Here is a 15,016-nt window from a genome sequence, read left to right as displayed (position 1 = left end):
TTTTGGCATATAGATAAGTTGAGTGACAAAAATGGGCTCATGCCGCGGGATCAGCCCGCGGATAGTATATGCCGAAAGGAGGACATTCCCGTGTTCGACCAGTCCTACGGATTGCGGTTTGATATTTACGAACGCATTATTTTATCGGAAGATCTGCCGGGAATTGAAGAACTGGAAGAGGTTGAATTAATACCGCATATCCAGGTAATCAGTCAGGAGGAGCAGGCGACACTTCGCGGCCATCTGCTATTGGCGGGGCTGTATCGAGGAGACACCGAAGCGGGGGAGTCCGAGCCGCTGGAACATTGGATTCCGGTGGAAATCACCGTTCCTATGAATCGGGTGTCTTCGCTGGACGATATTGCAGTGGAGATTGAAAATTTCGATGTCGACCTGCTGTCTACTCGAAGTCTGAATATCACAGGAGTACTCTCGCTAAAAGGTATTCAAGCTGCCGTTCAGGGGCCCAATGACGGTGCTTGGAACAATGAGGAAATCACTGTGGTACATGCTCCCGACACATTCGCAGGAGATGGTTTAGGGCATGACACAGCGGCACGCCAGCATGAGAGTATTCAGTCGGAGGGCCCGTCGCCATTTTATTCCCCTCAAGTACAGGAAGTTTATGCACAGGATGAGCAGATAACAGGCTTTGATTTGCACGCGCAGGCTAGCGGTCGCCCTGAGGAGTTCCAAAGTGAGCAGCATCAGGAGGGTTCTGGGTTCGGCGACCAGGGATCCGTTAACTTGTATACAGCGGATGGAGCTACAGGGCAGGAGTTACATAGAGAGCAGCCATCACAGGAATTTGCTCCATCTCAACCAGCTGAACCGCCGTTTTCGGACCCAAGCATTCAGTCGGCACAGAGCATATCGCAATCGAATCCGAATGTATGGAATTTTGAACGGGTTGATCAATCGGAAAATAGTGATCAGAGCCTAACGAGCAATATTTCAGGAATTACAGAAGAGAGTGAGCAAGATTCAATACCGGTATTGGCTTCTTCACATCAAGAGGTGGATGAGTCACCCGAGGACAAGGAAGATTCGGTAGTTGCTTCTGTTCAGGAGACCGTATTTCTTGCCGATGAGTCTCCGATTCAAGAGGAACCTCTGGCGAAGCCAGAACTGAAAGTGGCGTTTACGAGTAAAAACAGCACGGTAGGCAGTTCATCAGGCGTCGGCCTTTCTTCGCTATTGCAGTCAAGCCGTACCGTTCAGGAACAGGAAGTTGCGGCACGCGAGGAAGAGGAACAGGTAGAGGATCAGGCAGAACCGCTTGCATCGGATGATGTTAAGTGGAAGTCGTTGTTTCTTGGAAGTCGGCAGGAAGACACTCCTTTCCGCAAAGTTCGATTATGCATCGTACAGCGTGAGGAAACATTAGAAACTATCGCCGAGAGGTACCAACTGAGCCCGCGCGAGCTATTACTTTATAACAGGCTGTCGGAACAGAGTATAGAGGAAGGCCAAGTCCTGTATATCCCGTAATACCTTGTATGAACAGAGACATTTCTTGAAAGATCACAATCAGGCTACTCGAGGACTTATCCTGGGGTGGCCTGATTGGTTTTGCGGTCAAGGCGCTGGAATATCTTCTAGATCTTATGATAGATAAAGTTGAAGCTTCCTGAAATATTGACTATAAACAATAAGCAAGTTATAGTTGACTATAGTCAATTCAGGCATATTGGAATACAATATGGTAATACTATACAGAGCATTTGCAAATTACAAACAACTGTGAACGGGAAGAGTAGGAAGAGAAATGGCCTTCAGAGAGCGGAATTGTAGCGCTGAGAGATCCCGCAGGAACCATCTTGCCGAAGTCGCCCCGGAGTTGCCTGCTTGAACTTTAGTGCATGGATGATCCTGTGCAAAAGCTAGAGCATGCCGGCTGCAGCCGTTACCTGTGTAAAGTGTCGCATCGCTTGGATTTGCCGTACCTAGGCAGTCATGAACCAACGGTGCGAAACAAAGGTGGTACCGCGAGAGAACAACAGTCTTTCGTCCTTTGAGGACGAAGGACTTTTTTTGTTTTTTAATGAAAAAGTTCTTAGAAGTAAAAACGGCTAAAACGATTCTGTATGGCAATGCTGACTAAGTAACGGAGGTACGAGAATTATGGAACAAAAGGACAATCAAACCTCGGCACAAATGCCGACCACTTATGATCCAAAAGCAGCAGAACAAAAATGGTATACCTACTGGAAAGAAGGCGGGTTTTTCAACGCTGGGCAGCGTCCGGATGCAGAGCCTTATACGATTGTTATTCCGCCGCCGAATGTTACCGGTATGCTTCATATCGGTCATGCTTTGGACTTCACATTACAAGATATTTTGATCCGTGTGAAAAGAATGCAGGGGTACGATGCACTGTGGCTTCCAGGCTCCGATCATGCGGGAATCGCTACACAAACAAAGGTAGAACAGAAGCTGCGTGAGCAGGGCATCTCTCGTTATGATCTTGGACGCGAGAAGTTTCTTGAGAAGGTATGGGAATGGAAAGAGCAGTATGCTAATACGATTCGTGATCAATGGGCTAAAATGGGTCTTTCTCTCGACTATTCCAGAGAGCGTTTCACACTGGATGAAGGGTTGTCTAAAGCTGTCCGCGAAGTGTTTGTGAAGTTCTATGACAAAGGGCTCATCTACCGCGGCAAACGTATTATTAACTGGGATCCTGCAGCACGTACTGCATTATCCGACATTGAGGTTGAATATAAGGAAGTTCAGGGACATCTGTATCATTTGACCTATCCGTTGAAAGATGGAAGTGGCAGCATTACGGTTGCGACTACCCGTCCGGAAACGATGCTTGGTGATACGGCTGTAGCTGTTCATCCTGAAGATGAAAGATATAAAGATATGATCGGAAAAACGTTGATTCTTCCTATTATCGGACGTGAAATTACGGTTATTGCGGATGAATATGTTGAGAAGGATTTCGGAAGTGGTGCTGTGAAAATTACGCCTGCCCATGATCCAAATGACTTTGAAATGGGTCTTCGCCATGACCTGCCACAAATAACCGTTATGGATGAAACCGGTACGATGAACAGTCATGCCGGCAAATATGAAGGTTTAGACCGTAGCGAGTGCCGGAAACAAATTGTAAATGATTTGAAAGAGTCCGGTGTACTCATTAAAATTGAAGATCACGTCCACCAAGTAGGTCACAGTGAGCGCAGCGGCGCTGTTGTAGAGCCTTATTTGTCAACCCAGTGGTTCGTGAAGATGCAGCCTCTGGCTGAAAGAGCGATTGAAGCGCAAAAGTCAGGTGAAGGCGTGAATTTTGTACCTGAACGCTTCGAGAAAACGTATCTCCAGTGGATTGAGAATGTACGTGATTGGTGTATTTCACGTCAACTGTGGTGGGGTCATCGGATTCCGGCATGGTACTGCGGACAATGTGGAGAGATCCATGTTGCTCATGATGAAGTTGCAGCCTGCTCCAAATGTGGAAGCACGAACATGAAGCAGGATGAGGACGTACTTGATACTTGGTTCAGTTCCGCGCTCTGGCCGTTTTCGACTTTGGGATGGCCGGAAGATACCGAGGATCTCAAGCGTTATTATCCGACGAGTGTCCTGGTTACTGGATATGACATCATTTACTTCTGGGTAGCTCGTATGATATTTACGGCACTCGAATTTACAGATGAGAAACCTTTTAAAGATGTCCTTATGCACGGATTGGTTCGTGATGCCGACGGTAAGAAAATGTCGAAATCACTTGGCAACGGGGTGGACCCGCTGGATGTTATCGAGAAATATGGTACCGATGCAATGCGCTATATGATCTCGACAAGCAGCACGCCGGGTCAAGACCTTCGTTTCCGCTGGGAACGGGTGGAACAGGCACGGAATTTTGCTAACAAAATTTGGAACGCCTCCCGCTTTGCATTAATGAATCTGGAAGGCTTTAAACATAGCGATATCGACATCAGTGGAAACCTAGGAACAGCGGATCGCTGGATTCTTCACCGTCTGAACGAAACTTCACGCGATATTACGCGTCTAATTGATGCCTATGAATTTGGCGAAACAGGTCGACTGCTCTATAATTTCATCTGGGACGACTTGTGTGATTGGTATATTGAGTTTGCGAAGCTGTCGCTTTATGGCGAGGATCAAGCTGCAAAGAAAAAGACCCAGTCTGTACTTGCCTATGTTCTTGACCGTACGATGCGTCTGATTCATCCATTCATGCCATTTATTTCGGAAGAAATTTGGCAACATTTGCCGCATGAAGGCGAGACTGTTATGCTCTCCTCTTGGCCGACCTATGACGCTTCCTTGGAGAACAAAGAAGCTGAGGCTGAAATGGATCTGCTGATGGACGTTATCCGTGCCGTTCGTAATATCCGTGCTGAAGTAAACGTACCGATGAGTAAAAAAATAGAGCTGATGCTCAGTGCAGCAGATGCGAACGTACTGGGCATTGTTGAACGTAATGCGGATTATATCCGTCGCTTCTGCAACACCTCAGAGTACCAAGCCGGTCTTGGCCTTGAGGCCCCGGATAAAGCGATGACAGCCATCGTAACAGGAGTTGAATTGTATCTCCCACTGGCTGGTCTGATCGATATTGAACAAGAGATCGCTCGCCTTGAAAAAGAAGTTCAACACTTGACCAGCGAGGTAGATCGTGTGGAGAAGAAGCTAAGTAATCAAGGCTTCGTTTCCAAGGCTCCGGCTAAAGTGATTGAAGAAGAGCGGGCTAAACAGGCGGATTACTCTGAGAAGAGGAACAAAGTAATCGCCCGGATTGAAGAGCTGAGAGGTTAAGATAACACTAATATAGACCTGAAGGTGAGAAGCATGGGTAACCATAATGGGGCTGTTCTGCCAGCCCCTCTACTAAGTTATGAGGAAGCGGTAGATTGGATTAACGGACTGATTCCATTCGGTATCCGGCCGGGTATGGCTCGTATTCAAGCATTGCTGGAACGGCTGGGAAATCCGCAGCGGCGTCTAAAGTTCATTCATGTTGCAGGCACGAATGGCAAAGGGTCGACCTGTGCGTTTTTGACAGAGGTTCTTCTGCAGAGTGGATATGATGTGGGCACCTTTACATCTCCTTACATTACGAAATTTACTAATCGGTTCCAGTTTAATGGGAAAGATATATCTGAGGATACGTTGCTTAAGCTGGCAAACCGATTGCATCCGCTCGTTCAGGAAATCGCAGAAACAGAGCTCGGTTCTCCAACGTTTTTTGAGGTATCTACAGCTCTTGCCATTTTGTATTATGCCGTGGACAGTGTTCCGGATGTCGTTGTGTGGGAAACAGGCCTTGGTGGCAGGATGGACGTGACAAATGTTGTACATCCCGTCATCTCGGTAATTACCAATATTGGTATGGATCATACGGATATTTTGGGAGAGACCGTCGAAGAGATTGCCTCGGAAAAAGCGGGAATTATTAAGCCAGGTGTACCTGTTGTCAGTGCTGTAACTCAGCCTGAGGCCATTAAGGTCTTGAAGGACGCAGCTGAGCGGAATCGCTCGACTCTGTATCTGGCAGGTGAGCAGTTCTCTTATGAGCGGATGGGAGGCAATGAAGAGGTTCAGACGTTCCACTTCTCTGGGCCTTTCCGCAGCTTGGATATCAGCATTACTATGCAGGGTGAGCATCAATGTTCGAATGCAGCCTGTGCAATGATGAGTCTTGAGGTGCTTCGTCACTACATGGCTTTTGTTATTGAGGATGACAATGTTCAAAAGGGGTTTCATGCTACCAAGTGGGCTGGAAGATTGGAGCAGGTATGCTCCTCTCCCCGGATTATTGTAGACGGGGCCCATAACCCGGAGGGGGCCGAATCTTTGGCCAATAGCCTTCCGAACATTTATAAATACCAGAATCTGAATTTAATGATGGGAATGCTGGCAAATAAGCATCATGAAACGTATTTGAAGCATATACTGCCTATAGTGGATACGCTTATCCTGACCGAACCGGATTTTCGGAGAAAAATGGACGCCAAGGCGTTAGGAGACATCGTAGAGCAGATAAGGGGAAAATACGCCAAACAAACGCTGCAAATCATCATAGAACCAGACTGGAAAAACGCACTTGAATTGTTGAAGTCACGGACGGAAGCGGAGGATCTTGGGGTGGTGTCGGGCACGTTATATTTGATTGCCGACGTGCGTTCCAACCTCCTGGGCCTTTCCGATTCTGAAAAAGGTTGGTGATAACTGTTGGATACTTCAGAACATGTTCATTTTATAGGAATTGGCGGCTACGGTATGAGCGCCATTGCAAGAGTTATGCTGGAAATGGGTTATAAGGTCACGGGTTCTGATGTGGCATCCCAGGAATTAACAGAAAAATTGGCAGCTAAAGGCGCCAAAATATATATTGGCCATACGGCTGAGCAGGTACAAGGAGCTGATCTGGTCGTATATTCGACAGCCTTGTCCAGAGATAATGTGGAGCGGGTAGCTGCGGAACAGCAGAACATCCCGGTTCTTCATCGCGCTCAAATGCTTGCAAGGCTGCTCAATGAAGGCAAGGGTGTTGCCGTAGCGGGCGCCCATGGCAAAACGACGACGTCTTCTATGATCGCGCTCGTTATGGAAGAGTGCGGAGTCGATCCGACCTTCATTATCGGCGGAGAGATTATGAACGTTGGTACGAATGCCAAGGCAGGCAAAGGCGAGTATGTGGTAGCTGAAGCAGATGAGAGTGACGGTTCATTCCTGCAATATCACCCATGGCTTGGTGTTGTATTAAACATTGAAGCCGATCACTTGGAGAACTATGATGGTGATTTTGATCGTTTAAAGGCAGCTTATGTGCAGTTTCTGACCCAAATCAGAGAAGATGGCACTGCAGTTGTATGTGTGGACGATCAGAACATACAGGCTATATTGCCGGAGCTGAATCGTGTAGAAATGACCACTTATGGAATTCATACCGATGCAGAGTATATGGCCAGCGATCTGGTGCTTGGAGATCGTCATGTTTCCTTTATGATGTCTCATAAGGGGCAGGTTTTGGGAACAGTCGAGCTGTCGGTTCCGGGGAAGCATAACGTGTATAACGCGATGGCTACAGTGATAACCTGTTTAAAGGCTGGCGTGCCGTTTGAAGATATCGTAAAAGGTATCTTCAAATTTACCGGAGCCAAGCGTCGCTTTCAAGTGCTGGGTGAAACGGATGATATACTCGTGATTGATGATTATGCTCATCATCCCACTGAAATCGAAGCTACGATTAGTGCAGCAAAAGCGACCGGAAAACGGATCATTGCTGTATTTCAGCCGCAGCGTTACTCTAGAACCTTTTTCTTGCTTGATGCATTTAGCCGTGCTTTCGAGGATGCAGATGAAGTGATCATCACGGATATTTATTCACCGGCCGGCGAGAAGCAGATTGAAGGCGTAAGCTCTGCCAGATTGGTGGAATTGATTGTAGAGAACAGCAATGCAGGAGCAAGATACCTTCCTTCCAAAGAAGAGGTTCTTTATGACCTCAAAGGACGAGTGAAACCAGGTGATCTTGTCTTGACTATGGGTGCGGGAGACATATGGAAAGTTGGGGCTGCTTTGGCCGAGTCCTTAAAAGAAAATAAGTAAGTTCAATAACAAATGAGTTTATACCTCATTCGATGCCCGCATGTCCTGTTATTTGATACAGGATGTGCGGGTATTGTTTGTTTTCAGTTTGTCCGCATCCGCACATAACTTTCCTGAATCTATCATATAGGTAGTTATAGATAAGGAGACAAGTGAGGTGTGCAGTGGAATGAACAAAGCGCGTATGACAATAAGGTTTGACCATGAAACTCCCAATGGACAAGACAGCGGACATACAAGAGAAGTACATACCAGGTCCCGCCTGCAGCCTGACATGGGTAAGGGGAATGTCAGCGATAACTTTGAGCAGGATTTTTTCCAGAAAGAAGTGCAGTCACCTTCATACCAAGGGGTAGAAGATGAGGATTTCCGGGTTATACCGCTGCCTGTTGAATTGCTGGATAATCGTAATCCAAACCTTAATGATAATCAAAACAATCGCTTTGAGAATTTCCGTGTTAATGGTCGCTTGGCGGCGGAGAGACGGCGAATGGAGCAACAGTACGACAATGAGCGTTATGAGGATGAGTGGAGCTACGGTAGACCGGAACGGCCTTACATTGAGAGTGGGAATTCAGAGTATCCCGAGATCGATGAATGGCCGTCAGAACATGATTTTATTCATGATTCGCTCGATGGTAAGAACAGAGATCAGTCATACCTGTCAGTTGAACAAGTTTCCTCTAACACCAGGAATGATTATGGATACTATCGTTCTAAGAAACCAAACTCTGTGTGGAAACTTGCAGGGTCTATTACAGGTGCGATTGTTACAGGACTGCTGTTTGGAACGGTTGTATTGTCGATGTTTAACGGCGGGGACTCCGGTGAGGATTACACAACCACAGAGAGTAGCCAGGGGACGGGGGTTTTACCCCCGGAAAATACAGCTGTAAACGAGGGGATTAATGATCAGGAAGCAGCAGCTGTATCTGTTTCAATCCCTCAGCAGACCTTCTACATGCTACAGTATGGCGTCTTCAGCACAGCAGAAAGAGCAGAGCAGGCTAAGGGTGAACTGACTCAATCAGGTATTGCGGCCTTTGGAGATTCCTCTGCGGAGAACCGCGTATACGCCGGTGTGTCGCCGGATCGGGAGCAGGCGAAACTGCTTAGCAGTCAGTTAAAAGGTGAAGGTGTTGAGCTTTATGTCCGGGAGATCGTATTACCTGGTGCCCAATCTGCCGTATTTGCCGGTGAGGCTGCCGCACTCGACATTTTCTTTGAAGTGAGTGGCGATCTGGCGGCCAACCTTAGCTCTTTATCAGCCTCCTTATTAGGTCAGGAAATCCCCGGACCGGTGGACGCAGAGACCATGAAGACGATTACTGGTCTTCATCTCCAGTGGACAGAAGCAGTTAAGCTTGTATCTCCTGGAATGAGTCTGGAGACAGGGGCAAGCCTTAAAACTATGGAGCAGGAAATGAGTGAAGCTATTACAGCATTGACAGAATACAACAAAAATCGATCCAAGGGGCATTTGTGGGAAATTCAAGCAGGAATGATGAACTACATCATGAGTCAAAGGAAGCTTGTGGAAAGCTTCTAGTCCTAAAACCGCATTCAATCGCAGAAATCCGGCAGGAGAACTGGAAATAGTTCCCCAAGCCGGATTTCTGTTTGTATTGCTTACCGATTCACCGTATAATAATTAGGGTGTCAAAAAATGGCGAGGGAAGAGGACGAATGAAGAAAAACGCAGGAGTGCTTATCTTGTTTATACTGCTGGGGTGGCTAACCGGAACGTGGATTGCAAAATTGCTGCTGCCTGTCAAAGCTCTTTCTTTTCTAACTGCTTCTACAACATTGAAGTGGTCGCCCGAAGCTAATTTGGACATCATAAATTATGACATTAACATTGAATTCAAACTTTGCCTGCTGGGCTTGATCGGAATGATTACGGCGGTTTGGCTGTATCGTAGGCTCTAACAACAAAGGAGACATTCCCTCGTGAAAGAGAAGGCATCGCGGCACATCATACTGGCGTCAACTTCTCCACGGCGTCAAGAATTAATAGCTTCACTTCGGTTACCATTTGAAATCATGCCGAGTGATGCCAATGAAGACACACCCTTCGGCTGGGAACCCAGCATGATTGTAGAGACCCTTTCGCTGCGCAAGGCGGATACAGTGTACCGGAAGCTGTCCGAATCGGACAGTAATGCAATCATTGTGGGGAGTGACACGATAGTTGTACTAGAGGGTGATATACTTGGGAAACCGACGGATGATAAAGATGCCGTACGAATGCTTTCCATGCTTCAGGGGCGTACTCATCAGGTGTATACAGGCGTAGCCTGCGTGGATGCCTTGACCGGACAGAGTATTGTTCGCCACCGGATAACATCTGTAAGTATGAAGTCGTTAAACGATGAACAGATCATGTCCTATGTACGGAGCGGCGAACCTGCCGACAAAGCCGGCGCTTATGCCATTCAAGGTCTCGGTGCTGCTATTGTGAACAGCATTGAGGGTGACTACTTCAATGTCGTAGGGCTGCCGATATCCTTGCTTAGTGATATGCTTTCAGAGATGGGAATGGATGTATTATCTTAATTTTAGATTTTGACCGTGTTATGATTTAAACATAGGAAAAGAGGGGAATATATGGAGTCGCCCGCATTTTTGCTGCGCGACATCCCCCATGAAGAACGACCAAGAGAGCGCATGATGTCTTATGGGGCGAGCGCCTTGAGTCATGCTGAGCTGCTGGCGATATTGTTAAGGACGGGAACTAGACAAGAATCCGCTATACACGTAGCACAACGGATCTTGAAGCAAGTGGGAAGTATCCGTCAACTCGTTGATCTCAGCATTGAAGAATTAACACAGATTAAAGGAATCGGAATCGCCAAGGCGGTACAGCTGAAAGCGGGTATCGAACTTGGAAGACGTTTAGTCAGTTCGAGACATATGGAGCCGGTGATTATACGCAGTCCGCGTGATGCTGCGGACCTGTTGAGCGAACAGCTACGCTATCTCCAGAAAGAGCATTTTGTTTGTCTTTTTTTAAACACGAAAAATCACGTCATAGCCCAAGAAACGCTTTCCATGGGAAGCCTTAACGCCTCCATTGTTCATCCCCGCGAGGTGTTTAGAGCCGCAATCAAATGCAGCAGTGCGTCTTTGGTTTGTGCGCACAACCACCCAAGCGGCGATCCTACACCGAGTCCAGAAGATATATCCCTGACTTCCCGTTTGGTAGAAGCCGGGAATATTATTGGAATTGATGTTTTGGATCATTTGATTATTGGAGATGGAACGTTTGTTAGTTTGAAGGAACGGGGCCTGATGTAATATAATAGTTCAGATTGAGAAGGAAAGGGAGATTGCAGCATGTTTGGTGGTTTTACGAAAGATTTAGGAATTGATTTGGGGACGGCTAATACACTCGTCTATGTCCGTGGAAAAGGAATTGTCGTTAGAGAGCCTTCTGTGGTAGCTCTGCGTACCGATACAAAAACGATTGAGGCGGTTGGTGAATCCGCTAAGAAGATGATTGGACGTACACCAGGCAATATTCGTGCGATTCGTCCGATGAAGGACGGCGTTATTGCCGACTTTGATACAACCGCAACCATGATTAAGTATTTTTTACGTCAAGCGCAGAAGCAGCGTTCCGTATTTCCGCGCCATCCGAACGTAATGGTATGTGTACCATCAGGCATTACTGCGGTGGAGCAGCGCGCTGTGGAGGACGCTACGAAGCAGGCGGGAGCTCGTGAAGCATACACGATTGAGGAGCCTTTTGCAGCAGCAATCGGTGCAGATCTTCCTGTTTGGGAGCCGACTGGCAGCATGGTCGTTGATATCGGCGGTGGTACTACAGAAGTTGCCGTAATTTCACTTGGCGGAATCGTTACAAGTCGTTCCGTACGTGTGGCCGGAGATGAAATGGATGATTCCATCATTTCTTATATCAAGCGCCAGTACAACCTGATGATCGGTGAGCGTACCTCTGAGCAATTGAAGATGGAAGTGGGATCTGCGATGCCGCTTGAAACGGTGGAGACGATGGAAATCCGGGGGCGTGACCTGGTAACAGGTTTGCCTAAGACGATTACAATCACTTCCGATGAAATTAGTGAAGCTTTGGCAGATACCATTAATGCCATTGTGGACGCTGTGAAAGTAACGCTTGAGAAATGTCCACCGGAACTGGCTGCCGACATTATGGACCGAGGCATTGTACTGACCGGAGGCGGAGCGCTACTGCGCAACTTGGACAAGTTGCTTGCTGAGGAGACAGGAATGCCTGTCATCGTAGCTGAAAATCCGCTGGATTGTGTAGCGATTGGTACGGGGAAAGCGCTCGATAATATTCATCTGTTTAAATCCCGCAGCAGCTCTACCGTCCGTTCGAAGCGGTAGTCAGGATTGTGTGTCAACCCCTGGTGTGTGGGAGAGAAAACAGTAACGTTAGAGGGTGTTGAAAACTGTTTAAGCTGCTAGGTAACAAACGATTGTTTATTATGCTGATCGGGCTAGTAACGTTTATTGCACTTATGGGATTTACCCTTGGTCCGAGAGTGGGGTTATCTTGGCCTGAGAAGTTTATGAGGGATACAGTAGGTTTTGTACAAGGTGTTTTTTACAAGCCCGCTTCTTACATAGCGGGCTTCTTTGAAGATGTACGTGACATGAAAGAAGTGTACGAAGAGAATGAGCGTTTGAAGAAGGCTGTTGCGCAGTACGCACGTGAGAGCGCAGAGTACAATCTTATCAAAAATGATAACAAAGTTTTAAAGGATAATCTTAAGTTCACAGAAGCTCAAAAGAAAAGGTATGACTATGATTACCGTCCGGCTAATGTGTTAAGTGTGAATCAGGATCCGAACAACCATACGTTGGTTATCGATTTGGGGGCCAAGGACGGTGTTCGGCTAAACATGTCCGTTACCTCTGTTGAGGGAATGGTCGGTGTTATAAGCCATGTTGGTAATTTCACCTCTACCGTAAAACTGCTGACGACCCTTGATCCCCAGGACGCTAAGCGGCAGCAGATTGCAGCCACCGTCTCTAACAAGGACACGTTCGGAATTATTGAAAGCTATGACAAGAAGACGAAAATGCTCAAAATGACGCGGATTCCGGAAGATGACCCGGTCAAAAAAGATGATTTGATCGTTTCTTCTGGTAACGGAGGGGTTATCCCGCGCGGGATGATTATCGGTACAGTTGAGAGTGTCGAGGTCGGAGAATTTGGTCTGAACCGTACGGCCACTATTAAACCGGCTGCAAGCTTTCAGGACTGGAAAACACTCCTTGTCGTATTCGCGCCTGAGGAGCCTAAAGGATGAAGCGCCATCAGGTTTTGATTCTGCTGTTGTTTCTTTTGTTTATTCTACAGGGGACGGTAGGTTTTTGGATTACGCCAAGCTCGCTGCAGGGCAAAATCACGCCTAACTTTATGTATGTTGCCATTCTGTTTGCGACCATTTACCACCACCGTCATACCGGCCTTGTACTTGGTCTCGTATTCGGGATGCTCCATGACGTAGTCTATTACGGTGAAATGATCGGTACATACTCATTCGCAATGGGGGTATCGGCATATGTAATCGGATTTTTATTTAAAACGCCACGGGCTCCATTGCCGGTTATGATGACGGCAGTCATATTGGGCAGCTTACTGCTGGATAGCATGCTATTTGGGATCTATAAGTTATTCCGAATTAATCCAGATTCTTATAATTGGGCCCTGCTGAATCACATGCTTCCCAATCTTCTGATTCATTTTGCATTTGCCTTGATGATTTATGTACCTCTTCGGAAACAGTTTGAGCTACTTGCTAAAGCTCCGAAGAGAAGCAAGGCTTCTTGACCGTCAATCCGACATTTTACGAAGACTAGCAGGAACTTGAAGGTCCGAGCGCGAAATGTATGAAGATGGGAGGGACAGGCTTATGGCTGTAAAATCCAATCATGTAACGATTAAGGGCATCAAAGATGGCCTGGTATTCCTGCTTGACGATCAATGTGAGTTAGAAGAACTGCTCAGTGAGCTTCGTTATAAACTTGAGCATAGTCATCAGAATATTTTGACCGGACCTATTATTCATGTGGATGTTAAACTGGGATCCCGGCGTATTTCCGAAGAAGAGAAGCAGTCTATTCTTGATATACTGAAGCAGAAGGGGAATCTGCTAATACGTACGGTGGAATCGCCGCCCCCCGAGCCGGAAGATGAGGTAGTATCAGGTCCGGTTGTTAAAACTGGCATGGTCCGATCCGGACAAGTTCTGCACCACACAGGAGACTTGCTTTTCTTGGGTGATGTAAACCCTGGTGGGACGATTACGGCAACTGGAGATATATACATACTGGGTGCTCTTCGTGGAACAGCACATGCCGGCATCGAAGGAAACGAGGATGCAATTATCGCCGCTTCGTATCTAGCTCCTACCCAGCTTCGTATTTCAGATATGATCAGCAGACCGCCGGATGAGTGGGAAACACGGGAAACGGTCATGGAATTTGCGTATTTGCAAAACGGAAGTATGCAGATAGACAAGATCAGTAACATTGTTCGATTGGGCCGGGATTTTAATGTGTTTAAAGGGGTGTAGAATATGGGAGAGGCAATCGTCATAACATCAGGCAAAGGCGGAGTCGGAAAAACGACTACTTCGGCGAACATCGGCACGGCTCTGGCACTTCTGGGCAAAAAAGTGTGTCTGGTAGACACCGATATCGGTCTTCGTAATCTCGACGTAGTTATGGGTCTGGAAAACCGAATCATTTATGACCTATGCGACGTCGCCGAAGGGCGCTGCCGTCTCAATCAGGCGCTTATCAAGGATAAACGCTTTGACGAGCTTTATATGCTGCCTGCCGCCCAAACCAAGGACAAGAACGCCATTTCGCCTGATCAGGTGAAGGATATTGTCTTGGAACTGAAGAAGGACTACGAATACATTATTATCGATTGTCCTGCAGGAATTGAGCAGGGATTCAAGAACGCCATTGCCGGGGCGGACAAGGCTATCGTGGTAACGACACCGGAGAATGCTGCAGTGCGTGACGCTGACCGTATAATTGGATTGCTTGAGAGCTCCCATGTAGAATCTCCGAAGCTAGTTGTTAACCGGATTCGCCCGAATATGGTTAAGTCAGGTGATATGTTAGAGATCGAAGATGTACTGCAAGTGCTGAATATTGATCTGATCGGTATCGTCCCAGACGATGAGATGGTGATCAAGGCAGCGAACCTTGGAGAGCCGACGGTTATGAACCCAGATTCTGCAGCAGCTATAGCTTATAGAAATATTGCTCGGCGTATTCTAGGGGATACCGTTCCATTGATGCAGATTCATCAGAAAAAAGGGATGTTTACAAAGTTTAAGAAATTTTTCGGTATGGGGTAATTGTATATTCTTATTTTTTGACTGGCCGGTGCTAAATACTGCACTGGCTTTTTTCTTGTAGG

General features: G+C 47.0%; 13 protein-coding genes and 1 other annotated feature. All 13 genes read left to right on the top strand.

All coding sequences use genetic code 11. The annotated features are described in order from the left end of the window. Positions 1–90: 90 nt before the first annotated feature. Positions 91–1,491 carry a LysM peptidoglycan-binding domain-containing protein gene (locus AC2TF5_RS21035; protein WP_491299075.1) on the top strand — a complete coding sequence of 467 codons (1,401 nt, stop codon included), beginning with the start codon at positions 91–93 and terminating at the stop codon, positions 1,489–1,491. A gap of 243 nt (positions 1,492–1,734) precedes the next feature. Then, positions 1,735–2,018 (top strand) — a binding site (T-box leader). A gap of 106 nt (positions 2,019–2,124) precedes the next feature. Beyond that, positions 2,125–4,791 carry a valine--tRNA ligase gene (locus AC2TF5_RS21030; protein WP_491299074.1) on the top strand — a complete coding sequence of 889 codons (2,667 nt, stop codon included), beginning with the start codon at positions 2,125–2,127 and terminating at the stop codon, positions 4,789–4,791. Positions 4,792–4,824: 33 nt separating this feature from the next. Continuing rightward, the gene (locus AC2TF5_RS21025) at positions 4,825–6,201 is read left to right on the top strand and encodes a bifunctional folylpolyglutamate synthase/dihydrofolate synthase (protein ID WP_491299073.1); all 1,377 of its coding nucleotides are present in this window, start codon (positions 4,825–4,827) and stop codon (positions 6,199–6,201) included. A 6-nt stretch (positions 6,202–6,207) separates the two neighbouring features. Beyond that, positions 6,208–7,587, top strand: coding sequence for a UDP-N-acetylmuramate--L-alanine ligase (gene murC, locus AC2TF5_RS21020; protein ID WP_491299072.1), 1,380 nt, complete (start codon positions 6,208–6,210; stop codon positions 7,585–7,587). Between the two features lie 169 nt (positions 7,588–7,756). Continuing rightward, entirely contained in the window at positions 7,757–9,136 is a 1,380-nt protein-coding gene (locus tag AC2TF5_RS21015; RefSeq protein WP_491299071.1) for an SPOR domain-containing protein, read from the top strand. Between the two features lie 137 nt (positions 9,137–9,273). After that, entirely contained in the window at positions 9,274–9,516 is a 243-nt protein-coding gene (locus AC2TF5_RS21010; protein ID WP_491299070.1) for a DUF4321 domain-containing protein, read from the top strand. 21 nt (positions 9,517–9,537) lie between these two features. Continuing rightward, complete coding sequence (locus tag AC2TF5_RS21005; protein WP_491299069.1) at positions 9,538–10,143, top strand: Maf family protein; 606 nt, start codon at positions 9,538–9,540, stop codon at positions 10,141–10,143. Between the two features lie 51 nt (positions 10,144–10,194). Beyond that, complete coding sequence (gene radC / locus AC2TF5_RS21000; RefSeq protein WP_491299068.1) at positions 10,195–10,884, top strand: RadC family protein; 690 nt, start codon at positions 10,195–10,197, stop codon at positions 10,882–10,884. Positions 10,885–10,923: 39 nt separating this feature from the next. Then, complete coding sequence (locus AC2TF5_RS20995; protein WP_491299067.1) at positions 10,924–11,958, top strand: rod shape-determining protein; 1,035 nt, start codon at positions 10,924–10,926, stop codon at positions 11,956–11,958. Positions 11,959–12,059: 101 nt separating this feature from the next. Further along, entirely contained in the window at positions 12,060–12,887 is an 828-nt protein-coding gene (gene mreC / locus AC2TF5_RS20990; RefSeq protein ID WP_491302957.1) for a rod shape-determining protein MreC, read from the top strand. Then, positions 12,884–13,411, top strand: a complete 528-nt coding sequence (gene mreD, locus AC2TF5_RS20985) for a rod shape-determining protein MreD (RefSeq protein WP_491299066.1) — start codon at positions 12,884–12,886, stop codon at positions 13,409–13,411. The genes mreC and mreD overlap by 4 nt, the downstream gene beginning before the upstream one ends. An 82-nt stretch (positions 13,412–13,493) precedes the next feature. Beyond that, positions 13,494–14,156, top strand: a complete 663-nt coding sequence (gene minC, locus AC2TF5_RS20980) for a septum site-determining protein MinC (RefSeq protein ID WP_491299065.1) — start codon at positions 13,494–13,496, stop codon at positions 14,154–14,156. Between the two features lie 3 nt (positions 14,157–14,159). Then, a complete protein-coding gene (minD, locus tag AC2TF5_RS20975) occupies positions 14,160–14,954 on the top strand; it encodes a septum site-determining protein MinD (RefSeq protein WP_491299064.1) in 795 nt (264 codons plus the stop codon). Positions 14,955–15,016: the final 62 nt, after the last annotated feature.

Source organism: Paenibacillus sp. JNUCC 34 (assembly GCF_058269055.1).
The sequence above is the reverse complement of the archived record's forward strand: the minus strand, read 5'-3'. Positions and strand labels throughout refer to the sequence as shown.